General features: G+C 63.2%; 25 protein-coding genes and 1 tRNA gene. 20 read left to right on the plus strand and 6 right to left on the minus strand.

Features of this window, described 5'->3' with window-relative positions; all coding sequences use genetic code 11:
- Window positions 1–1,044 precede the first annotated feature (1,044 nt).
- Window positions 1,045–1,245 carry a hypothetical protein gene (locus V1293_RS14830; RefSeq protein WP_334510630.1) on the minus strand — a complete coding sequence of 67 codons (201 nt, stop codon included), beginning with the start codon at window positions 1,243–1,245 and terminating at the stop codon, window positions 1,045–1,047.
- A 242-nt stretch (window positions 1,246–1,487) separates the two neighbouring features.
- Here V1293_RS14830 and V1293_RS14835 point away from each other — a divergent pair, with 242 nt between their 5' ends.
- The 6 genes from V1293_RS14835 (at window position 1,488) to V1293_RS14860 (ending at window position 5,660) form a co-directional block, all read left to right on the plus strand.
- Window positions 1,488–1,802, plus strand: coding sequence for a hypothetical protein (locus tag V1293_RS14835; RefSeq protein ID WP_334510631.1), 315 nt, complete (start codon window positions 1,488–1,490; stop codon window positions 1,800–1,802).
- 48 nt (window positions 1,803–1,850) lie between these two features.
- On the plus strand, window positions 1,851–2,153 hold the full coding sequence (locus V1293_RS14840; protein WP_334510632.1) for a hypothetical protein: 303 nt from the start codon (window positions 1,851–1,853) through the stop codon (window positions 2,151–2,153).
- 430 nt (window positions 2,154–2,583) lie between these two features.
- Entirely contained in the window at window positions 2,584–3,672 is a 1,089-nt protein-coding gene (locus tag V1293_RS14845) for a mandelate racemase/muconate lactonizing enzyme family protein (RefSeq protein ID WP_334510633.1), read from the plus strand.
- 178 nt (window positions 3,673–3,850) lie between these two features.
- Window positions 3,851–4,165, plus strand: coding sequence for a hypothetical protein (locus tag V1293_RS14850; RefSeq protein WP_334510634.1), 315 nt, complete (start codon window positions 3,851–3,853; stop codon window positions 4,163–4,165).
- 142 nt (window positions 4,166–4,307) lie between these two features.
- The gene (locus V1293_RS14855) at window positions 4,308–4,811 is read left to right on the plus strand and encodes a DNA-binding protein (protein WP_334510635.1); all 504 of its coding nucleotides are present in this window, start codon (window positions 4,308–4,310) and stop codon (window positions 4,809–4,811) included.
- 615 nt (window positions 4,812–5,426) lie between these two features.
- A complete protein-coding gene (locus V1293_RS14860) occupies window positions 5,427–5,660 on the plus strand; it encodes a DUF4167 domain-containing protein (RefSeq protein WP_334516725.1) in 234 nt (77 codons plus the stop codon).
- Window positions 5,661–6,182: 522 nt separating this feature from the next.
- Here V1293_RS14860 and V1293_RS14865 read toward each other — a convergent pair.
- Window positions 6,183–7,181 (minus strand): IS110 family transposase, encoded by a 999-nt coding sequence (locus V1293_RS14865; RefSeq protein ID WP_334507484.1) that lies wholly within the window; start codon window positions 7,179–7,181, stop codon window positions 6,183–6,185.
- A gap of 490 nt (window positions 7,182–7,671) precedes the next feature.
- A tRNA-Pro gene (locus V1293_RS14870) sits at window positions 7,672–7,748 on the minus strand.
- Between the two features lie 69 nt (window positions 7,749–7,817).
- Here V1293_RS14870 and V1293_RS14875 point away from each other — a divergent pair.
- From V1293_RS14875 to V1293_RS14890, 4 genes are read left to right on the plus strand one after another with little or no spacing between them, the layout of a single operon-like run.
- Window positions 7,818–8,810 (plus strand): L-threonylcarbamoyladenylate synthase, encoded by a 993-nt coding sequence (locus tag V1293_RS14875; protein ID WP_334510636.1) that lies wholly within the window; start codon window positions 7,818–7,820, stop codon window positions 8,808–8,810.
- A gap of 27 nt (window positions 8,811–8,837) precedes the next feature.
- The gene (locus V1293_RS14880) at window positions 8,838–10,277 is read left to right on the plus strand and encodes an FAD-binding oxidoreductase (RefSeq protein ID WP_334510637.1); all 1,440 of its coding nucleotides are present in this window, start codon (window positions 8,838–8,840) and stop codon (window positions 10,275–10,277) included.
- A 20-nt stretch (window positions 10,278–10,297) separates the two neighbouring features.
- The gene (locus V1293_RS14885) at window positions 10,298–10,735 is read left to right on the plus strand and encodes a GNAT family acetyltransferase (RefSeq protein WP_442894352.1); all 438 of its coding nucleotides are present in this window, start codon (window positions 10,298–10,300) and stop codon (window positions 10,733–10,735) included.
- A gap of 16 nt (window positions 10,736–10,751) precedes the next feature.
- Window positions 10,752–11,333 (plus strand): NUDIX domain-containing protein, encoded by a 582-nt coding sequence (locus V1293_RS14890; protein ID WP_334510639.1) that lies wholly within the window; start codon window positions 10,752–10,754, stop codon window positions 11,331–11,333.
- A gap of 61 nt (window positions 11,334–11,394) precedes the next feature.
- Here V1293_RS14890 and V1293_RS14895 read toward each other — a convergent pair whose 3' ends face one another.
- Window positions 11,395–12,159 (minus strand): SOS response-associated peptidase, encoded by a 765-nt coding sequence (locus V1293_RS14895; protein ID WP_334510640.1) that lies wholly within the window; start codon window positions 12,157–12,159, stop codon window positions 11,395–11,397.
- Between the two features lie 104 nt (window positions 12,160–12,263).
- Between V1293_RS14895 and V1293_RS14900 the strand changes: the two genes are divergently transcribed.
- From V1293_RS14900 to V1293_RS14920, 5 genes are all read left to right on the plus strand, one after another.
- Window positions 12,264–12,737, plus strand: a complete 474-nt coding sequence (locus V1293_RS14900) for a hypothetical protein (RefSeq protein WP_334510641.1) — start codon at window positions 12,264–12,266, stop codon at window positions 12,735–12,737.
- 99 nt (window positions 12,738–12,836) lie between these two features.
- Window positions 12,837–13,256 (plus strand): NUDIX hydrolase, encoded by a 420-nt coding sequence (locus V1293_RS14905; protein ID WP_334510642.1) that lies wholly within the window; start codon window positions 12,837–12,839, stop codon window positions 13,254–13,256.
- A 63-nt stretch (window positions 13,257–13,319) separates the two neighbouring features.
- Window positions 13,320–13,697, plus strand: coding sequence for a TIGR02301 family protein (locus V1293_RS14910; RefSeq protein ID WP_334441483.1), 378 nt, complete (start codon window positions 13,320–13,322; stop codon window positions 13,695–13,697).
- 6 nt (window positions 13,698–13,703) lie between these two features.
- Entirely contained in the window at window positions 13,704–14,342 is a 639-nt protein-coding gene (locus tag V1293_RS14915; protein WP_334510643.1) for an HAD family hydrolase, read from the plus strand.
- Between the two features lie 149 nt (window positions 14,343–14,491).
- On the plus strand, window positions 14,492–14,758 hold the full coding sequence (locus V1293_RS14920) for a hypothetical protein (protein ID WP_334510644.1): 267 nt from the start codon (window positions 14,492–14,494) through the stop codon (window positions 14,756–14,758).
- 140 nt (window positions 14,759–14,898) lie between these two features.
- On the opposite strand, the gene V1293_RS14925 is transcribed toward V1293_RS14920, so the two are convergent.
- Window positions 14,899–16,233: a dihydroorotase gene (locus V1293_RS14925; protein WP_334510646.1), complete on the minus strand. Its 1,335-nt coding sequence runs from the start codon at window positions 16,231–16,233 to the stop codon at window positions 14,899–14,901.
- A gap of 137 nt (window positions 16,234–16,370) precedes the next feature.
- Between V1293_RS14925 and ygfZ the strand changes: the two genes are divergently transcribed.
- The 3 genes from ygfZ to V1293_RS14940 are packed head-to-tail and all read left to right on the plus strand — an operon-like array spanning window position 16,371 to window position 18,497.
- Complete coding sequence (ygfZ, locus tag V1293_RS14930) at window positions 16,371–17,252, plus strand: CAF17-like 4Fe-4S cluster assembly/insertion protein YgfZ (protein WP_334510647.1); 882 nt, start codon at window positions 16,371–16,373, stop codon at window positions 17,250–17,252.
- A 10-nt stretch (window positions 17,253–17,262) separates the two neighbouring features.
- Window positions 17,263–17,889 carry a DNA-3-methyladenine glycosylase I gene (locus V1293_RS14935; RefSeq protein WP_334510648.1) on the plus strand — a complete coding sequence of 209 codons (627 nt, stop codon included), beginning with the start codon at window positions 17,263–17,265 and terminating at the stop codon, window positions 17,887–17,889.
- On the plus strand, window positions 17,886–18,497 hold the full coding sequence (locus V1293_RS14940) for an HD family hydrolase (protein WP_334510649.1): 612 nt from the start codon (window positions 17,886–17,888) through the stop codon (window positions 18,495–18,497). The genes V1293_RS14935 and V1293_RS14940 overlap by 4 nt, the downstream gene beginning before the upstream one ends.
- On the opposite strand, the gene V1293_RS14945 is transcribed toward V1293_RS14940, so the two are convergent.
- Window positions 18,478–18,696 carry a hypothetical protein gene (locus V1293_RS14945; RefSeq protein ID WP_334510650.1) on the minus strand — a complete coding sequence of 73 codons (219 nt, stop codon included), beginning with the start codon at window positions 18,694–18,696 and terminating at the stop codon, window positions 18,478–18,480. The genes V1293_RS14940 and V1293_RS14945 overlap by 20 nt on opposite strands.
- Between V1293_RS14945 and V1293_RS14950 the strand changes: the two genes are divergently transcribed.
- Both V1293_RS14950 and V1293_RS14955 read left to right on the plus strand, forming a co-directional pair.
- Window positions 18,688–19,194, plus strand: coding sequence for a tyrosine phosphatase family protein (locus tag V1293_RS14950; RefSeq protein ID WP_334510651.1), 507 nt, complete (start codon window positions 18,688–18,690; stop codon window positions 19,192–19,194). The genes V1293_RS14945 and V1293_RS14950 overlap by 9 nt on opposite strands.
- A 237-nt stretch (window positions 19,195–19,431) precedes the next feature.
- Entirely contained in the window at window positions 19,432–22,152 is a 2,721-nt protein-coding gene (locus V1293_RS14955) for a DUF2339 domain-containing protein (protein ID WP_334510652.1), read from the plus strand.
- The last annotated feature ends 76 nt before the right edge of the window (window positions 22,153–22,228 follow it).

Consider the following 22,228-nt stretch of genomic DNA (forward strand, 5'->3'; position numbering starts at 1 on the left):
CGAATGAGGTCCGAAAGCTGCGACAAAAGCTCCCGAAGCCTGTCATTTTCCTCGATGAGCGTGTGGGCTTCGTCGCTGCGTTCGTCGCGGCGAAGGGCGGGCTCATCCCCGCGGAGTGCGTTCTCGAGTAGTGAAAGGGCGTCGTCGGTCGGTTCCTCAACCCAAAATGAGGGTTCTGCGCGTCGGTCTCGCTTATTGAGCTGCGGATGGTCTACTCGCATGATTGATACTCCAATTTTAAAATGCGGAACATTGCCCCCAGTCTGCTTGTCGCGCGCGGAGAATGAGGTGAGTCGGCTGGCGATTTTGCGACTAAAATTGGAATCGCGCGGACGCGACCCCGGCGCTAAAGCGGCGTGATTGCGGCGAATCCCGGAGCCTGCGCGCGGTGAAACTGCAGCCTGCGCGTGCGATTTAAAGAAACGTAACCAAATGATAGAGCGCGTAAAGAACCTGCAGGCCCATCAGAACGAGGGCTACGATCATCAGATAAAAGCCGAAATGCATTGCGGGACTTGAAACCAAATGCTTTTGCGGCCCGTGCGGAAATCGCGCCAGACCGTGAACCAAACTCGATACGCGTCGGAAGGGACAAGCCTCCGGCGAAACTATTCGTCGGCAACCAGGAATAAAAAGGCCTCCGCCGCCGCGGAAGTGACGCCTTTGAACGCCTTTGTCGCGAGACCTCTTCTTGACCGGAGGTCTCTTGTTCGACGCCAGCTCGCCTGTTCACACACCGTGGAAAATCTTGATTCCCCACAGCACGATGACGATGGCCAATACCAGCGTAGCCGCCGTCAGTACACTTTCTAAGGAAGCGACTCTCATACTCACTCTCCGCTTCCCAGCCCCGTTAACGGTCTAGGCGATTCGTTGATTCGACTGCAATCGCGCGATCACAATGCTTTGAACGTTGCCCGGCGGTTGTGTTTTACGGGTCACACATCTGGGTATGCCGACGCGCTCCGTCGCCGGAACAGGGTCGCGATGCGACCGCCGGACGGGAAATGCCGCTTCTTCCGGCAACTTTTCGAGTGCGCAGATTTATTCGGGCCGGCCTGACGCGACATAGGAGCCGGTCAGGACCGGAGCACTTCGCCGCCGTTCGGCATGAGCCGCCAACCGGTCGTACTCCTCCGCCACCTTGAGCAGCCGTCCCTGGTCCTTCACTGCATTCGCGGCCAACGCCCTTGTCAGTTCTGCACGCTTGCGCCAGTGATCCGCGTTGGTCAGGAAATCCGTCATCGATACGCCCCTAAATAAGGTGTTTTGCTCCCCAGCCGCGCAGACGTCAGAATGGTCCGCGATACGTCAAAAATTTGGCCTAATTCGATCTGCCGTGTGAATCAAATGACGTGTGACCGATCTGCCGAGCCATTTCGCCGTTCCCTTTCCGACGCAAATTTGCCCTCGACTCAAGGGAAGCTGGTCGCAGAATCGACCACCGGGCCACCTTGTGATCAGGAATTTGTCATGAGTAGTTTGTCATGAGTATCGAATCTCCGCCGCCTGACCGACTGGCCCGCCGCGATTCATATCGGGTTGTCGAACGTGCCGACAACGTCGTGCCACTGCGCGAAGGCAATAAGGTGCGCCAGGCAGATGAAGCGCCGCAGCAGGACGGCGAACTTCTCGCCGCGCTGTCGCCCCTGCTCGACGAAGTCGACGGACTTCGGGGAGGTGAAGCGCGGCCTCAGGAAACCGATAATGTCGGGCTGCTGCTCGAAGAGAATGCCAGGCTTCGAAAGCTTGCGGTCAAGCTGTCAAATCTCCTTGGCGATCTTCCCGAGCAGGGCACGTGAGACCGAGGCTGCCGCGGCGAGCGTGGCGCGCCGAAAGCAGGGCCAAGCGTGCTTCGCTTTAGCGGATCGCGCGGCGAAGATTTTCAGTTTGCCGAGATCGATCGCCGGCCGCGGCTGCCCCGCCAGCTCGCCGGTGAGAACGGCAGCTCCGGGTATTGGGAAGCGAGCTTTGATGCTGCGGAACTGCCCGGAGAAGGGCTCTTCAATTCGGACACCGATTCATTCCGGCCCGGCGTTGCGCGGGATGATGCTGCGGACGCCGGCCGTGCGGCTGACGATGTTGCCTTCAAGCCGAATTGTCTGGGCATCCAAGCCTCCATCCAGTCAACACCCTGCGGACGCCGGGTGTAGTCCCCAAGTCCAAACCTAAGACAAATCTGCGGCGCAATCATTAAGCTTCGCTTGTTGCCCACAACGTACAGGGGAAGCTTGCGCTTGACGATGGGAACGGTTGGCTCACCGTATTTGTACGTGCCCTTGGACCGTGCGGGCATTTCGCTGAAGCCGACCAACCGTTCGCCGTACAATCCTCGGAAAAAGTCGCGCCGCTAACGCTTGATGAGCGAGGTCCCTCTGGGAACTCCGATTGCATCGGGCTGCTCCATTCCGTCGGCGCGCAACCTTAAGGTCCGCGACGCCGATCAGCTGCAACGCAAGCCGCGGAGCAGGACGTAGTGCGTTAAACGGGACCACGGTAAAGTGGACAGAAGAGGACGGGAGCCAAACCGGCCTCTCGGCGGGCGCAGCTTAACATGCACCAAGAAGACCAGGGTGGAAACCAATGGCACTCATCAAAACGGTCGAGACTGGACTCTATCGGATCCCGCTGACGGTTATCCTCTCCGACAGCACACACGGCGAAATCGCAGCCTTCGAATTGGTGACATGCCGCGTTCGCGATTCAGACGGGGCTGAAGGCACGGGCTACACCTACACCGTCGGCCGTAATGGCGGCGCGATTGCCGACATTCTCAGACGGGAAATCCCTGAACTGATCGAGGGCCGGCAAGCCGACGACACCGAGGCCATCTGGCATCACGTCTGGTGGGGCCTGCATTATGGCGGACGCGGCGGACCGCCGGTGCTCGCGCTCTCGGCGCTGGATATCGCCCTGTGGGACCTGAAGGCGCGCCGCGCCAATCTGCCGCTGTTCCGTCTGCTCGGTGGTTTCGACGCCCGCGTGCCCTGTTATGCCGGCGGCATCGATCTCGATCTTTCCGTCGAAGCGCTTCTCAAACAAACCGACGAAAATCTTGCCAGGGGCTTTCGCGCCATCAAGATGAAGGTCGGCCGCCCGGATCTCGCGTCCGACGTCGCGCGCGTGCAGGCGATGCGGCAACATCTCGGTGACGGCTTTCCTTTGATGGCGGATGCCAACATGAAATGGACGGTCGAGGAAGCCATTCGCGCCGCACGCGCATTGCAGCCCTGCGACCTCACCTGGCTCGAAGAGCCGATCATTCCCGATGACATTGCCGGTCACGCCCGCATCATGGCTGACGGCGGCGTGCCGATTGCGGCCGGCGAGAACCTGCGCTCGCTCTGGGAGTTCAAGAACTATATCGTGGCCGGCGCGGTGTCCTATCCCGAACCCGATGTCACCAATTGCGGCGGCGTCACGGCCTTCATGAAAGTCGCCCGGCTTGCGGAAGCGTTCAATCTTCCGGTCACCAGCCACGGCGCACACGACATCACGGTCCACCTTCTCGCGGCCTGCCCAAATCGTTCCTATCTCGAGGCGCACGGTTTTGGGCTCGATCGCTATATCGAGCACCCGCTCGTCCTCGAGCAGGGCATGGCATTGGCGCCAACCCGGCCCGGCCACGGCATCAGCTTCGACTGGAAAGGATTGGCGCAACTCGCACAATAGTCGGAGAGACTGCGTGGGCACTCAGAACTGGCAACCAAGAGCAACCAAAGGGCGGCGAGCTTTCGTTCGCGGCAGGACAGGATCGATGTCCCTGCGCCCTCCTCCTTCAAAACTCTCTCGGGAAACGATCGCTGCCTCGCGCGTTGTGTGCGGAGAGGAAACAATACGAGGATAGCTCATGCGAACCTCAATTCTCGCCACGACGGTCGCGTTTGGCATTGCCATCGCCGCGCCGGCACAGGCTCAGCAGTCGACAGCGCCTGGCCAACAGATGCAATCCGACAAGCAGATGCAGCAGATGCAGCAGATGCAGGAGGAAGCGGATAAAGGCATCAAGACCCGCGACTCCGGGGAATCCGGCTTTGTGGGGCAACAGGAAAGATCGGGTGCTTCCGCGCATCCGCCCGGACGTCCCGACTCGAGCAGCAGTCAGACGACGGGTTCGGGCGCCGGTACGAGTGGCGGTTCCGAGACTAGCCGCACTCCACGCTAGCACTGAGTGCACGGGACCGTACGAAACAAGTCCGGCTTCGCCGTTTTCGTTGCCAACAGCGCTTCGGAATGAACCATTTTGCGAGATGTAGCGTTAGCAAGATGTCGCGGGGCGAAGAGTTGACGGCCCATGGAGAATGATCATGTCAGAGCGACGAACGGTGGCGAAAGCCCGGAAGGATAAACGCGCGGGGAAATCGACCACCACGCAGGCCGGCGAATTCGTGCACGAGGAAATCCGCAAGGTTCGCCGCGGCCAACATGGCGCGAGGTCGCCGCAGCAGGCCATTGCCATCGGCCTGTCCAAGGCAAGACGCGCCGGCGTTGCGCTCCGTCCGCCAAAGAAGGGCAAAGCCAAGGCGACGACTCGGCGAAGCGCCGAATACGCTTACGAAGCGGGCCAAGGCAAACGGAAGCCGAAACGGCGGCCGCGCGTCTCGCGTGCGGTATCGCAGGTTCTCAAGCGCGAACCGCGCAGCACCGTCTCGCGTTCTTCGCTGTCGAAGCAGGCGCGAAGCGCTGCCTCACGCCGCAGCGCTTCCGCCCGCTCCGCCGCGGCTAAGAAGGCGTCCCGGACCAAGGGCTCTGCGAGCCGCTCCGCTGCAGCCAAGAAAGCAGCCCGGACCAGGGCACGTCGCCGACGGTAACGCAATCCTTCTCAGGTTGTGAACCGGGCTTGTTCCGTCCGCGCGAACTGCGGCGGCTCGTGGGCAGTGAATTTCGGCAGAAAATGCCGCAAATAAAAACCCCGCCATCCACAGTGGAATGACGGGGCACGTCGAGCTTTCGCTTTGTTGAGGATTTTCTCCTTCTCCAAAGTTACTTGCTCCATCCCAATAACGTCGACGCCGCGGAATCGTTCCGAAATTCTTCCTCGATAATGGTTGCGTGGAACCATGGCGGCCGAAGTTCCGCCTGCGCTACGATCGGGATGCCCGCTTCATCGCCTCGGCGAACAACGCCGCCATGATCGTGGCCGCAACGCGCGGAACTCGGCTTGGCTGAGACTCCTTGAAACGGTCGATTTGCTGCCTATATAAGGACTAACGGATCCTGGCGCGGCTCGTTTTTCACAGCGAGTGCCGGACTACCTGTCCATACAGCCGTCGAAATTCGATCGCTTTTATCGCAACGCGCCATCGATCCACCGCATCCTATCATTCCTCGATTAAGCGCTGTGCGGCTTCAGGCCGTGCGGCCTATGGACTGGCATGACAACCACTTCAGAACTCAAACCAGCGGCGAAACAGCCGCATCCGAATATGAAAAACGCAAGCAATACGAGGCCACGAAGGCCTCAGTTCCTGAAAACCAAATCCTCTCGGTCGCGGCATCCTGACGCGATGCCGCCTCAGAACGCACAGAGAAACTACGAGCGGTATTTGGCGTTGGCCCAGGCCGAAGCCCTGAGCGGCGACCGGATCGCTGCGGAGAACTATCTTCAGTATGCTGAGCATTATTTGCGGTCGATGCGCGAGGGTGGGGCTGCGCGCTGAAGCAAACGCAGTCGAAAAGCGGTGCGCGAAAAATCTAATTTGCTGAGCAGATTCAATCTGATTTGGGTCGTCCAGCCTGCCTTGCAAAAATTTCCCGCTTTTAATTGACCCCAAATCAGTGGCTATTTCCGCGCTGTCTCGTCTCGACAAGAGGGGCGTATCGCGATCGTCACGAACGCGAGGCGGGATGTGGTGGACGCGGCAGCGTCGGCGCACAAGGTGGTCGCAGGGTGGGTTGAACCTCATGAGCGGCAAACGGTGCGCAGGGCGTACGGCGCTGAAGCGTACGGCAAAACCGTGTGGTCCCGACACCCGTGGCTGGTGCCAAGCTGCCGGTGGCGAGGTCGATCCAACCGGATCGATTGAGCCATCAAGCCGGCAGTGATGGAGGCAAGACGAATTCGTCTCCAGGGAGCAACTGTGTTTTTACACGTAGACCTGTGATCGGCCGGGCTCAAGGCTGGCGCTACGCGCCACCGCCTCCGGCGGCTGACGGCCTTGACCCCGTCCGCTCACCGGTCGTTAGGCTGGGCATGCGCTCGGCGGAAGCCGAGCGGGGTCGCTCGGTTTGTAACGGTTGGCGTCCCATTTTTGGCGTCGCGCGATCATGGTGTTGAGGATGACGATGAGCTTGCGCATACAGGCGGTGAGCGCAACCTTCGGCTCCTTTCCCTTGGCGATCAGGCGATCATAGAACGCCTTGAGCACGGGGTTGTGCTGGGTCGCAGCTCCCATGCAAGGCATGTAGAAGAGGTTGCGGGCCTTGCGGCGCCCGCCCTTGATGTGGCGGTTGCCCCGCCGTTGGCCGCTATCGTCATCGTAAGGTGCTACCCCCAGCAAGGCCGCGGCGATATTGTCGTTCACCTGGCCCAGTTCCGGCATCGTCGCGATCAGTCCGGCGGACGTGATCTTACCAAGTCCCGGCACGCTCTCGATGATCTCGGCGAGCTCGGCAAAATGCGCCGTCGCTTTGACCATGGCGGAGATCGCGGTCTCGAGCTTGGCGACTTCGACGGCAATCTTCTTCAAGAGCCGCGCCTGCATTTTCTGCACGACGTCCGGCACAGAATGCTCGCCACTGTTTTTCAAGCTGGTCTGCAGATCGAGCAGTCCCTGGCGCGCATTGACGATCTTGACCAGCCTCTCGCGTGCCGCGTCGAAGGCCTGGCCCGGCGCGTCGGTGAAGGTCTCGGCGAACCAGGCGATCATCTCCGCATCGATCGGATCGTTCTTGGCGAGGCGTCCGGCCGAGCGGGCGAAGCTGCGCACCCGCTTCGGGTCAACGATCCGGACTTCGATGCGGGCCTCGCGCAGCGCCTTGGCCCAGTCCTGCTCATAACCGCCGGAAGCCTCCATGGCTGCCTTGCCGACCTTGTGTTTGCGAAGCCAGCGGATCAATGCGTGCCGCCCCTCTGCGGTGCTCGGGAACGTCTGCCGTTGAGACAGCGAGCGAATGCATGCATCCACCTTGTCCTTGGCCACATCAACACCGACGACAACGACCTCATTTTGTGCCATCATCCACTCCCTTCCTTGCTCGGTTCGGGCTCGCAGCCCATGCAACTGTTCGGGTTGAGGAAGACACCGGATCTGTCCCTCGCTCCCCGACAGGCTCTCAAGGCCTTTGAGCGCGAACGGGCTCAGATCCAGCGACGGGCGGTTGGTCTGAGCCGCCCGTTCGCATATTCTGGCAGATTTTGCGGACACAAGAGCGCGCCATAAGCCGTCAAGCCATTGCGCAGGGAATGCCGGAGTGCTCCGGCTGTACCTGTATGCTCGTGTGCGCATCTTATGCATACATTGCACACGAGACCGCGGGTGCAGCAAGCACCCGGCATTCCCTGCTCCCTCTCGTTTGAGGGACAAGGTTCATGCAAACCTCGGGCTTCTTGAGCCGCGAGAACGCATGTTTATGTTTTGTTTCAGGCTGGAATCCGCGGTTGACTTCCCGGTTGACTCGGGAACCGTCAGCAATCAGAAAAAGCCCTGAAAAATGAATGGCAAAAATAATTGGTCGGAGTGGCAGGATTCGAACCTGCGACCCCTGCGTCCCGAACGCAGTGCTCTACCGGGCTGAGCCACACTCCGACTTGGAACGCGGCTTATAGCCTTGGGTTTCGGCGACCGCAAGCAGCCGGATTAAGGAAATTAATCACAGTGAATGTTGGCCTGAAAACCCAGATTTTGCCTGCCGGCGAGGCCGCCGTGGCGGCTGCGGCGCGTGCGCTGGCCGAAGGCGGGCTGGTCGCGTTCCCGACCGAGACCGTCTACGGCCTCGGCGCCGATGCCACCAATCCGGCCGCGATCGCCCACCTCTACCAGGCCAAGGGCCGGCCGGCCTTCAATCCCCTGATCGCCCATGTCGGCGATCTCGCCGCCGCGCGGCAGATCGCGCTCTTTGACGCGCCCGCGGCCGCGCTTGCCGAGGCGTTCTGGCCCGGCCCGCTGACGCTGGTGCTGCCGAAAACGCAAGGCTGCGCGGTGGCCGACCTCGCCACCGCCGGCCTCGACACGGTCGCGATCCGGATACCGGCCCACCCGGTGGCGCGCGACATCCTGCGTGTGTTCGGCGGCCCGGTGGTCGCGCCATCCGCAAACATCTCGGGTCACGTCTCTCCGACCACCGCCGCGCATGTGCAGAGCGACCTTGCGGGACGGATCGACCTGATCGTCGATGGCGGGCCGGTCGCCGTCGGCGTCGAATCCACCATTGTCGGCTGCTTCGATGCGCCGATGCTGCTGCGTCCCGGCGGCCTGCCGCGCGCGGAGATCGAGCGCGTGCTGGGCTGCGCGCTTGCGCAGCCGCCGGCGGATACTGAGACCGACAGCGGGCAACCGCTGGCGCCGGGTATGCTGGCATCCCACTACGCGCCGCGTGCGCGCGTGCGCCTCAACGCGCAAGTGCTGGAGCCCGGCGAGGCATTGCTGGCGTTCGGCTTCGGAGCAATTTCGGGAATTGACGCAGCCTCCGCCGTGATGAATCTGTCGGAGCGCGGCGATCTCGACGAGGCCGCCGCCAATCTGTTCGGCCATCTGCGCGCGCTCGACGGCAAAGGCGTGCGCACCATCGCCGTGATGTCGATTCCGGACGACGGATTGGGCGAAGCCATCAACGACCGGCTGCGCCGCGCAGCAGTCGGGCGAAAATGAACGGGCGGAATGAAAGAGAACAAGAAAATGAATATCGTCCAAGGCTCCAGGAAAGGCTCCGTGCCGCCTCTTCCACCCGAGTTGATCGCGAAATTTCGCGCGGTCGTCGGCGACAAATATGCCGTGACCGATGCCGCCGATATCGCGCCCTACGTCACCGAGGAACGCGACCTGTTTCATGGCCGCTCGCCATTGGTGTTGCGGCCGGGCACGACGGCGGAAGTGTCCGCGATCTGCAAGCTCGCCAGCGAGCACAAAATCGCGCTGGTGCCGCAGGGCGGCAACACCGGCTTGGTCGGCGGCCAGACCCCGCACAATGGCGAGGTCGTCGTCTCGCTGCGGCGGCTGGACAAGATCCGCGAGATCGATCCCGCGTCCAACACCATGACGTGCGAGGCGGGCGTGGTGCTGCAAATCGCGCAGCAGCGCGCGGCCGAGGTCGATCGCCTGTTTCCGCTGTCGCTCGGCGCGGAAGGAAGCTGCACCATCGGCGGCAATCTCTCCACCAATGCCGGCGGCACCGCTGCATTGGCCTATGGCGTGGCGCGCGAGATGGCGCTCGGGCTGGAGGTGGTGCTCGCCGATGGCCGGATCCTGAACGGGCTGTCGAAGCTGAAAAAGGACAATACCGGCTACGATTTGCGCAATCTCTTCATCGGCGCCGAGGGCACGCTCGGCATCATCACCGCGGCGACGCTAAAACTGTTTCCGAAGCCGCACGCGGTAGCAACTGCCTATGTCGGGCTCAAGTCGCCGGCGCAGGCGCTGAAGCTGCTGTCGATCTCGCAAAACGAGGCGGCCGGCAGCCTCACCAGCTTCGAATTGCTGGCCGACATCGCGGTCGATTTCAGCCTGCGCCACGGCATCGACATCCGCGATCCCCTGACGAGCAAGCATCCCTGGTACGTGCTGATGGAATTGTCGTCCTCGCGCGACGACGCCAGCGCGGCGCTGGAATCCATCCTCGCCAAGGGCATGGAGGAAGGCATCGTCGACGACGCGGTGATCGCGGCGAATCTTTCCCAGCGCGCGGGGTTCTGGAAACTCCGCGACGAAATGTCGGCGGCGCAGAAGCCGGAAGGCGGTTCGATCAAGCACGACATCTCGGTGCCGGTTGCGGCCGTTCCCGCCTTCATCGAGGAAGCCAATGCGGCGGTGGTGAAACTCATTCCGGGCTCGCGACCGGTGCCGTTCGGCCATCTCGGCGACGGCAATATCCACTACAATGTCAGCCAGCCGATCGGTGGCAACACCGCCGACTTCATGTCGCGCTGGCACGAGGTCAACGAGGTCGTGTTCGCGATCGTGCTGCGGATGGGCGGATCGATTTCGGCCGAGCACGGCATCGGCGTGCTCAAGCGCGACGAACTGCCCGACGTCAAGGACAAGGTCGCGATCGATCTGATGCGCTGCATCAAGGCGATGCTCGATCCGCTCGGCATCATGAACCCCGGCAAGGTGCTGTGACCGTGACTGCTGCGAAGACAATTCCTGCGCTCGCCATCGCCGACATTGCGGATGCCGACGTCGCCACCGTGATTGCGCTGTGGCAGGCCTGCGGCCTGACGCGGCCGTGGAACGACCCCGCCAGCGACATCGCGCTCGCCCGTCGCGAGCCGAATTCAACGATCCTGATCGGCCGCGACGGTAACGCGATCGTGGCGACCGCGATGGTCGGCCATGATGGCCATCGCGGCTGGGTCTATTACGTCGCCTCCGATCCCGATCGTCGCGCGAGGGGCTATGGCCGCGCGATCATGAACGCGGCCGAGGATTGGTTGCGTGCGGCCGGCATCGCCAAATTGCAATTGATGGTCCGGCGCGAAAACGCCAAGGCAGGAGCATTCTACCAATCAATCGGTTACGCCGAAGCGCAGACGATTGTTTTCGCCAAATGGCTCGACGGCCGCGAGCCGACGCCGTGACGGCCAAAGGAATTCGATGACCATCTCCGATCGCGTCCGCGTCAAGAACGTCGAGATCCTCTCCGACGATTACTACGTGCTGAAGAAGACCACGTTCGAATATCGCCGCGCCAATGGCGAGTGGCAGGCGCAAGCCCGCGAGACCTATGACCGCGGCAACTGCGCAACGGTGCTGCCCTACAATCTCGCGCAGCGCACCGTGATATTGGTGCAGCAGTTTCGCTATCCGGCCTATGTGAACGGCTACGACGATCTCCTGATCGAGGCTGCGGCCGGCGTGTTGGACGGTGAAGCGCCCGAGGTACGGATCCGCGCCGAGGCGGAGGAGGAAACCGGTTATCGGCTCGGCGAGATCAGGAAGATCTTCGAGGCCTTCTCGAGTCCCGGCTCGGTCACCGAGAAGCTGCACTTCTTCGTCGCCGAGTACGAGCCTTCAATGCGCATCAGTAGCGGCGGCGGCCTCGCCGACGAAGGCGAAGACATCGAGGTGCTGGAGCTGCCCGTCGACCAGGCGCTCACCATGATCACCGATGGCCGCATCGTGGACGCGAAGACGATCATGCTGCTGCAATACGTCGCGCTGAATATTTTTAAGTGAGGACCGCTCTATCAACTCGTCGTCCCTGCGAACGCAGGGACGACGAGAGAGTGAGCAACCCTCAAAACAACGAGCCCTGCCCGTCATCCTCCGGCGCGACCGTCACCTTGCGTGGCGCGGCCCGCTTCGCGGGCTTCGGCTCCTCCGCCGTCGGCTCCTCGTCGGTGATCGGCAACAGCAGTTGCGCGTCGTCATTGACGACGCGGTTGACGCGGGTGGAAATCTCGTGCCAGGCGAACTCGCCCTCAGTCGGCCCGCGCAGCAGCGGCATGACGTCGTCGCCATCGTTGGTCCGGCCGTCGAGCCAGCGCTCGAATTCCTCGGGCGCGATCGTCACGGGCACGCGGTGATGCAGCGTGGCGAGATCGCGGCTGGCGGGCGCGGTGACGATGGCGACGCTGTCGGTCTCCTCGCCGTTCGGCCCCATCCAGGTTTCGGCCAGTGCGGCAAAGCCGACCGGCTGACCATCGCGGCGATGGATGAAAAACGGCCGCTTGCGGCCGCTCGCCTCCTGCCATTCGTAATAGCCGTCGGCCGGGATCAGGCAGCGCCGCCGCTTGATCGCATTCTTGAACGCCGGCTTCTCCAGAACCGTCTCGGAGCGCGCATTGACCAGGAGCGTAAATTTGCGAGGATCCTTCACCCACGACGGGACCAGTCCCCAGCGCATCAGCCGAAAATGGCGGCCGCCATTCTCCAGGATGACAACCGGAACTGGCTGAGTAGGCGCAATATTATACCGCGGCGGGAAACTGGGCTGCTCGATATAGCCGAAGATCTGCCGAAGCGCCTCAGGTGGTGAGGTAATGACGAAACGTCCGCACATTATCTGATCAAGATAAGCCTCTGTTTAACGTGTGTTAACCCCAGATGTTAACAGTGGGATAGATGACCTCAATGGCCGCCACAGATGTGCGATCCGATCGCCCCATGCCGCCACCGACAACGGCCCGTATTGACGAGGCGCGTGCGGATCAATTGCGCGCGGCCAACATCAATCCCCGCACCGGGCTCGCCACCGACTACCTGAATCATTTCAACGAAGCCGTCATGCTGCTCGAAATGGTGCCAGACATGCCGGAATGCGCGGAGGATTTCCTCACCTGGACCCCGCTGTCCTACGCCGAGCATTTCTGGGCCTCCAACTTCAAGGCCCGCGACCTCGCGATCGAGGCCTATGAATGCGCCGACCCCAAGGTCCGCGCCAATTTCGACAATCTCACGGCTACCATGACCTCGATCCTGACCGCGGTCGGCAACGCCATGCGCGAGGCCCAGCAGGACAAGACCCGCGCCACGCTGGCCGAGCAGGCCACCGCCTGGGTCAAGCCGCTGGTGGCGCTGGCCGGTGGCGTCATCAACGGCAACACCGATGTCGATGTCGAATCGGTCATGTCGAACTAGCCACGCCACGCCTCACTCCGTCCCGTCGTATTAGACCTGCGCGGACCGATCGGGCATGATCGTTCGCCCAGCAAGTTCCCTGCTTACCGGATTCCCCCCTTGGCTTCCCCTGTCCAGCCGACCCACCCCCAACTCGCCGTCAGCGGCGCGATTTTTCGTGACGGCAAGGTCCTGCTGGTCCGCCGCGCCCGCTCGCCGGGCAAGGGCTTCTACTCGTTCCCCGGCGGCCGGGTCGAATTCGGCGAATCCCTGCACACGGCGCTCCATCGCGAGGTGGACGAGGAAACCGGCCTGAAAATCGAGATTCTGGGCCTCGCCGGCTGGCGCGAGGTGCTGCCCGGGGCCTCTGGTGGCGGGCACTACCTGATCATGTCGTTCGCGGCGCGCTGGACGGCCGGAGAGCCGGTCCTGAACGACGAGCACGACGATTTCAAATGGCTGGCACCGGATGGGCTCGGTGACCTCAAGGTCACCGGCGGCCTCCTGGAGGTCATCGAGGCCGCCCGGAAGCTGGTCTAGGCAGCCGTTCCCGGAGCTTCACACCTTGCCTCCGGCAGATTGAGGGGGCATATCGGCCCTCAAATGCTCAAGCACGCCCTCGCCGCCCTCATCCTGATTTCGGCCTGCCATGTGGCCCCCGTGCGGGCCCAGGATGCCGCCGCGCCATTTGACGGCGATCTGCAGCGGCTGGCCGAGATTCTCGGCACGCTGCATTACCTCCGGGGCATCTGCGGCTCCAATGAAGGGGCGAAATGGCGCAACGAAATGCAGGCGCTGATCGACGCCGAAACCCCGTCCGGCGACCGCCGCGCCCGCATGATCGCGGGCTTCAACCGCGGCTATAACGGCTTTCAGCAGACCTACCGGACCTGCACGCCGGCTGCTTCGGTCGCGATCCGCCGGTATATCGAGGAAGGCTCGAAGATCTCGCGCGACCTCACCGCGCGCTACGCGAACTAGGCAACCATGGACGCGATCTATTTCGACCTCGACGGAACGCTGACGGACCCCAAGCCCGGGATTACCCGCTCGATCCAGTATGCGCTGCAGAAGCTCGATCATCGGACGATGCCTACCGAGGACGAACTGACCTGGTGCATCGGCCCGCCGCTGCGCGCGAGCTTCGTCAGGCTGCTTGGCGCGGAAACGTCGGCCGATCTCGCCGTGTCGTATTATCGTGAGCGATTTTCCGACGTCGGCCTCTATGAGAACGGCGTCTACGACGGCGTCGGCGAGGTGCTGACGTCGCTCTGCGCCTCCGGCCACCGGCTGTTCGTCGCCACCAGCAAGCCGCATGTGTTCGCCGAGCGCATCATCGATCATTTCGGGCTGCGCGATCACTTCGAGCGCGTGTTCGGTTCCGAACTCGACGGCACCCGTGTGGACAAGTCGCATCTGCTCGAATACGCGCTGAAGCAAGCATCGGTCGATCCGGCCAAGACCCTGATGATCGGCGACCGCAGCCACGACATGGTCGGCGCGAAAAACAACGGCATGAAGGGCATCGGCGTGCTGTACGGCTACGGCAGCCGCGACGAGTTGCTGGAGGCCGGTGCGCACCATGTTTGCGCAACCCCGGGAGCGATCCTCGGCTGCATTCCGTGAAACGAGCGGGAACTTTTTCGCCGCCTGAAATTCGAGCAGCGCCGTTAACCTTTCCTAAAGATGTGGTCTAGGCGAGCCCGCGGCGCGTGCTAGAGCTTGTCGCGATAGGATGCGTTCCGCCCTGGTTCGCGCAGATTTCGTTGAGCTTCATGAGCCGCCCAGCCTCCTTCCCGACCGCCCGCGACCCGCTTCCCGATCTCGAGCAGAAGCAGACTGCCCTGAGCTACCTGAGCGAGGCCTGGGCGGAAGCGCGGCACGATGGCGTCGATGGCGACTGCCTCGCGCAGGCGAGCCTGTTCACGGCGCTGGCCGAACTGGTCTCGACCTACGGCGAGGACGCGGTGGCGAAGTTCGTCGATGGCCTCTCGGCTCGCGTGAAGAACGGCGAGTTTTCGCTGAAACTGGCGAAGCAGTGAACTTGCACTGCTGTCATCGCCCGGCTTGACCGGGCGACCCAGTACGCCGCGGCTTCTCGATTCAATCATTGCCGTCTCTGGAATACTGGATCACCCGCCTTCGCGGGTGACGACACTTTCGCGTGGGGCGACACTCTGCCCTACGCCTTCAACGTCTCCAGAAACCGCACCGGCTCGCCGGTTGACGGCGTCGTCACCTCGCCCTGCCACATCACGCGCCTGCCGCGCACGAAGGTGCCGACCGGCCAGCCGGTGACGCGCACGCCGTCATAGGGCGTCCAGCCGGCGCGCGAGGCCACCCATTTGTTGGTGATGGTCTCGCTTCGCTTGAGATCGACGATGGTGAAATCGGCGTCATAGCCCGCGGCGATGCGGCCCTTGCAGGCGATGTTGTAGAGCCGCGCCGGGCCGGCGCTGGTGAGATCGACGAAGCGCGCCAGCGACAGCCGCCCGGCATTGACGTGATCCAGCATCAGCGGCACCAGCGTCTGCACGCCCGTCATGCCCGAGGGTGAAGCGGGATAGGTCTTGGCCTTTTCCTCCAGCGTATGCGGCGCATGGTCGGAGCCGAGCACGTCGATGATGCCCTGCTCGATGCCATACCAGATACCATCGCGGTGATCGGCCGAGCGCACCGGCGGGTTCATCTGGGCGCGGGTGCCGAGCCGCTCGTAGCATTCGGGCGCGGCCATGGTGAGGTGATGCGGCGTCGCCTCGCAGGACGCGACATCCTTGTGGTCGCGCAGATACTCGATCTCCTGCTTGGTCGAGATGTGCAGGACGTGGATGCGTTTTCCCGTCTCGCGTGCGAGATTGACCAGCCGCTGGGTCGCCATCAGCGCGGCGGTCTCGTCGCGCCACACCGGATGCGAGCGCGGATCGCCCTCGATGCGAAGCGGCTTACGCTCGTTGAGGCGATATTCGTCCTCGGCATGAAAGGCGGCGCGGCGGCGGATCACCTGGAAGATGCGGCGCAGGCTTTCGTCGTCCTCAACCAGTAGCGCGCCGGTGGAAGAGCCGATGAACACCTTGACGCCGGCGCAACCCGGCGCGCGCTCCAGCTCGGGGAGATCGGCCACATTCTCACGGGTGCCGCCGATAAAGAAAGCAAAGTCGCAATGCATGCGGTGTCGGCCGCGCTTCACCTTGTCGGTGAAGTTGGCTTCCGTGACGGTCAGCGGATCGGTGTTCGGCATTTCGAACACGGCGGTGACGCCGCCCATCACGGCACTGCGAGATCCAGTTTCAAGGTCCTCTTTATGCGTCTGGCCCGGCTCGCGGAAATGCACTTGCGTATCCATCACGCCGGGCAGGATGTGCAGTCCCCTGCAGTCGATCGTCTCGGCGGCGGACGCCTGCCCCAGCCCGCCGATCGCGACGATCCGGCCGTTGGAAATGCCGATGTCGCGGATGCCCTCGCCGTCCTGATTGACCACAGTGCCGGATTTTAGAATGGTATCAAATCGTTGATTCATCGCTGATTCATTGATCCTCGGACGCCCGCTTCGGGGCTTGTTGGCGGCACCTTAGCGCCTTAACTTCGGATGGGATATCCGCGACCGGTGTTTCCCCAGGAACTTCAAGAGAACGTCAAAAGAGGCCATTTTAACTGATGAAAGCAGCGTTTCTTCCAGACCGGGGCGTGGTCAAGGTCAGCGGCGAGGATGCCCGCACCTTCCTCAATGGCCTCGTCACCACAGACGTCACGCTGCTACAGCCAGGGCTCGGCCGGTTCGGCGCGCTGCTGACGCCGCAGGGCAAGATCACCGCCGATTTCCTGATCACCGAAGCCCCCGCCGGCCATGGCGGCGGCTTCCTGATCGATGCGCCCCGCGCGCTGGCGCAGAACCTCGCCGACAAGCTCGGCTTCTACAAGCTGCGCGCCAAGGTCGCGGTGGAGAACATCTCCGACAGCATGGGCGTGCTGGCCGTGTGGAACGGCGAGCCTGCGATGAAGCCCGATCTGGCGTTCGCCGATCCGCGGCATGAAGCGCTGGGCTGGCGCATTCTCGTGCCCGAAGATCTCAAGCAGAAGGTAGCCGATCTGATCGGCGCCGAGCTCGTCGACAGCGACGCCTACGAGGCCCATCGCATCGCTACGGGCGTGCCGCGCGGCGGACTCGATTTCATGTACAGCGACGCATTTCCGCACGAGACCAATATGGATCGCCTGCACGGCGTGGATTTCGACAAGGGCTGCTATGTCGGCCAAGAGGTGGTGTCGCGGATGCAGCATCGCGGCACCGCGCGCACGCGGATCGTGCGCGTTACTCTCGAAGACTTTTCGCCGGAGACCGGCGTCGCCGTTCTCGGCGGCGACAAGCGGCTCGGCACCATGGGATCGACCGCCGGCGGCCATGGCCTCGCGCTGGTCCGGATCGACCGCGTTGCGGACGCGCTCGATGCGGGACTGCCGTTGACCGCCGGCGGCCTTGCGATCCGCCTGACCGACCCGAACGACGTTCGCACCCCACCGAAGCAGACCGTCGCATGAGCAAATTCCTATGAGCCGCTCCGCGCGCCTGCACCCCGACGGCAAAACACGGTGCCCGTGGCCGGGCGAAGACCCGTTCTACATGGCCTATCACGACACCGAGTGGGGCGTGCCCGAGTATGACGACCGCGCGCTCTATGAAAAGCTGATCCTCGACGGCTTTCAGGCCGGGCTGTCGTGGATCACGATCCTGCGCAAGCGCGAAAACTTCCGCAAAGCGTTCGACGATTTTCAACCGGAAAAGATCGCGCGCTACAGCGACAAGAAGATCCACGCGCTGATGAATGATGCCGGCATCGTGCGCAACCGCGCCAAGATCGAAGGCGCCGTCAACAGCGCCAAGGCCTATCTGAAGATCATGGAAGAAGGCGCCGGCTTCTCCAAGTTTCTGTGGGACTTCGTCGACGGCAAGCCTGTCGTGAACCAGTTCAAGACCACGGCCAGCGTGCCGGCCTCGACACCGGCCTCGATCAAGATTTCAAAAGAGCTCGGCGCGCGCGGCTTCAAGTTCGTCGGCCCAACCATCGTCTACGCCTTCATGCAGGCCACCGGCATGGTCAACGATCATCTGGTCACCTGCTTCTGCCACGAGAACTGCAGCGGCAAACTTCGCAAGCCCCGCCTCAAGGCCAAATGACGACGCTTAAAACGCCCAGCATCGCCAACCGCGCCTGGCAGCGGATGTTGTCGGGGCGGCGGCTCGATCTGCTCGATCCTTCCCCGCTCGATATCGAGATCGCCGATATCGCCCATGGCCTGGCGCGGGTGGCGCGCTGGAACGGGCAGACCAGCGGCGCGCATATTTTCTCGGTGGCGCAGCACACGCTGCTGGTCGAAACCGTGATGCGCGAGCAGATGCCGCGCGTCGACGTCCGCTTCCGGCTCGCAGCACTGCTGCACGACGCGCCGGAATACGTCATCGGCGACATGATCTCGCCGTTCAAGGCGGTGCTCGGCGGCGACTACAAGGTGGTGGAGAAGCGCCTGCTGGCGGCGATCCATATTCGCTTCGGCCTGCCGCCAACTCTCGCCGATGAAATCACCAAGGCCATCAAGGCGGCCGATCGCGGGGCGGCCTATCTCGAAGCCACCCATCTGGCGGGCTTTTCGGAAGGAGAGGCCAAGCGCCTGTTCGGCAGGGACCCCGGCCTGCCCGAGCCCACGGTGCGCGATTATCTGACGCCGTGGACCGCGGCCCGGGCCGAGAAGCAGTTTTTGGCGCGATTCAAGCTGTTGCTCGGTTGATCGCCCCGCGCAAACCTGCTTTCACCGCTTCACCCGCGGGCCTATAATTGCGACAAAACAGGATTAGAGCGGGACGACGTTTCTTCGAATCGCCATCCCGCTCGATCTCTTTGATTTGAGCATGATCTTTTCGGAAAACCGGTATCCACTTTTCCGGATCATGCTCCAGGGAACGCTTCGAAGGATCGCCATGCTTCATGTCTGTTCGCTTGCCGCACTTCCCGAGACCGTAAGAGCCACCGGCGCCAGCCATATCCTCACCGTGATGGCCAATGTCGATCAGGTGCTGCGCCCGGCTTCGGTGCTCGAGGCCAATCATCTGCGGGTGTCGATGGACGACATCACCGAGCAGATGGACGGTTTTGTCGCGCCGGCAGATCATCATATCGAGAGGGTGCTGAATTTCGTCCGCAATTGGGACCGCAGCGCGCCGATGGTGGTGCATTGCTATGCCGGCATCAGCCGCTCAACGGCCAGCGCCTTTGCCGCCGCCTGCGCGCTCAATCCACACCGCGACGAGATCGAGATCGCCCGGCAAATTCGCGCCCGCTCCGCGATTGCTTCTCCCAACCGGCTGATCGTCAGCCTCGCCGACAGGGCGCTGGGGCGCGAGGGCCGGATGCTGCGCGCGCTCGACGAAATGGGCCCGGGCAGCATGACCGTCGAAGGCCGGCCGTTCCAGCTCGATCTGGAATAGAACCTGTGCGCTCCTGAGGGATATGGCACGAAAATGCCATATCCTTTGCTGCGAAGCGTGCGACATTGCCTCCCGGGCTTGATTTGAACTTTTAGCGGACAAAGCCGCACACAGGATTGCAACCGGGCTGCCGACGTGGCCGGTTAACGGCTAGTCATTCGTTTTGACGCGTTTTCTTCACGCGAACCGGTACCCACTTCGCTTGAAAACGCTTTGGAACGCCCGCCTGGAGGCTCCATGTTCGACGACCCCTTCGTTTTCTTCGCGCTCGTGATTGCGATCGTCGCCCTGATCTTCGCGCGGAAGGCCATGAACCAGGTGGCGGAGCTGCGCCAGCGCCTGGAGGCGATCCAGGCGGCACCGGCGGCCGCCGCTGCGCCCATGCCTCCGCCGCTCACGCCGTTTGAAGCGTTCGAGCAGACCCTGCCGCCGGCCTCGACCGCGGCCGCACCGACACCACCGCCCATCGTTCCTGACGTAGAATCTGTCGCGCCTGCTGCGTCCTCCGCAACTTCAGAGCAGGCCGCAGGCGGCGCAACACCACCGCCGCCACCGCCGCTGCCGCAGCCCGATCGTGGCTTCGAGGAAACGATCGGCACCCGCTGGGTGGTGTGGATCGGCGGACTGACGCTGGCACTCGGCGGATTCTTCATGGTGCGCTATTCGATCGAGGCCGGCCTGCTCGGCCCCGGCGTCCGCACGATGCTGGGCGGCCTGTTCGCGCTGGCCCTATTGCTGGCCGGCGAATGGACGCGCCGCAAGGAAAGCATCTCCACGATCGAGGCGCTGCCGATCGCCAACATTCCGGCCATCCTGACGGCCGCCGGAACGGCTGTGGCGTTTGCCACGGTGTATGCGGCCTATGCGCTGTACGGCTTCCTGGTGCCGGCCACCGCCTTCATCCTGCTCGGACTGGTCGCACTGGGCACGCTAGCCGCAGCGCTGCTGCACGGGCCGGCGCTCGCAGGTCTCGGCGTCGTCGGCGCCTTCGTCACGCCGGTCCTGGTCTCATCAGGCAAGCCGGACTTTTGGGCGCTCTACATCTATCTCGCGATCGTCACCGCCGCCGCCTTCGGCCTGGCGCGCGTGAGGCTGTGGCGCTGGCTCGCGGCCACCACGATTGTGTTCGCGCTGTTGTGGACGTTCCCCTGCCTGCAATGCGGTCCATCGATGGTCGGCCCGCATGCGTTCCACGTGCTCGCCGGTTTCATTCTCGCCGCGCTGCTCGTTGTCTGCGGTTTCATGTTCGGCCCGCCCGCCGACGAGGGGCTGGTCGAGCCGATCTCATCCGGCTCGCTTGCGGCCTATTTGCTCGGCGCCACCCTGATCGTGCTGAACAGTTTTCATGCCGACACCGCGATGATCGTGTTCGGCCTGCTGGTGGCCGGCAGTCTCCTGGTCGCCTGGCGCAGCGATGCCGCCGCCGGCGCGGTCGGGGCTGCGGCTGCATTGGCGTTTATCGTATTCGCCGAATGGGCCATTCGCGCCAATCCCGACATGCTGGTGCTGCCTGGCGGCCCGTTGCAAGGCATCGGGCCGAGCGCCACGGACGGATCGGTGTCGCTGCATTTGATCTCGGCCGCGATCTTCGCTGCAGGTTTCGGCGTCGCGGGATTCCTTGCGCAGGGCCGTTCGACAGGACCGATCATACCCGTAATCTGGTCGGCCTCGGCCGTCTTCACGCCGCTGGCGCTTCTGGTCGCGCTCTACGCCCGCATCGCGCATCTCGACCGCTCGATCCCGTTTGCGATTCTCGCGGTGCTGCTGGCTGCAGCCTATGCCGCCGCGACCGAGATCCTGAGCAAGCGCGATGATCGTCCGGGACTACAAGCCTCGATCGCGCTGTTTGCGACCGGCACGCTCGCTGCACTGGCGCTGGCGCTGACCTTTGCGCTGGAAAAAGGCTGGCTGACGATCGCGCTGGCGCTGATGTCGGCTGGCACCGCATGGATTTCGACGCAGCGGCCGATCGCGTTCCTGCGCACGCTCGCCGCCATCCTCGCCGGCATCGTGGTGCTGCGGATCGGCTACGAGCCGCGCATCGCAGGCGAGGCCGTCGGCACCACGCCGATCTTCAACTGGCTGCTGTGGGGCTATGGCATCCCCGCCGCATCGTTCTGGGCCGGCAGCATCTTGCTGCGCCGTGGCGGCGATGATGCGCCGCTACGGACGGTGGAGGCGGCGGCGATCCTGTTCACGGTGCTGCTGGCGTTCATGGAAATCCGCCATGCTGTGAACAATGGCGACGTCTATCGCCAGAGCGCCGGGCTCACCGAGGTCGCGCTGCAGGTTTGCGTTGCGCTGGCCATGGCGATCGGGCTGGAACGCCTCCGCATCCGTACCGGCAGCGTCATTCACAATGCCGGCGCTATCCTGCTCACTGCGTTTGCCGGCCTTGCCGCGGTGTTCGGGCTGATGTTGCTGGAGAACCCGATTCTCTGGTCGATCGATGTCGGCGGCGTCGTGATCAACCTTTTGCTGCTCGGCTACGCCCTGCCTGCGGTGCTCGCGCTGCTGTTGTCCCATGCTGTGGCGGGCAGACGCCCGACCGGCTATGCCAACACGATCGCGGCCGGAGCGCTCATTCTCGCGCTCGCCTATGTGACATTTGAGATCCGGCGGATCTACCACGGCCCGGTCACGGCGCATGGTCCTACCACCGGCGCCGAGCAATATACCTACTCGATCGCGTACCTGGCGTTCGGCGTGGTGTTGCTCGGCATCGGGATTCTCTTCAACTCGCAGCGCGCGCGGCTGGCGTCAGCGGTCGTCATCGCACTGACGATCCTGAAAGCCTTCCTGATCGATATGTCGACCCTGACCGGCGTCTATCGCGCGCTGTCCTTCATGTGCCTGGGGCTGGTGCTGGTGGCGATCGGCTGGCTGTACCAGCGCATCCTGTTCCGCAGGCAAGCGGCATCGCCGCCGCCTGCACCGGCTGCTTCCTCGGGAAGCTGATCAACCAGAGCGTTTTCAAGCGAAGTGGCAACCGGTTCGCGTTAAGAAAACGCGTCAAACCAAGAATCCAGAGCTC

Source organism: Bradyrhizobium sp. AZCC 1693, assembly GCF_036924745.1.
Taxonomy (GTDB): Bacteria; Pseudomonadota; Alphaproteobacteria; order Rhizobiales; family Xanthobacteraceae; genus Bradyrhizobium.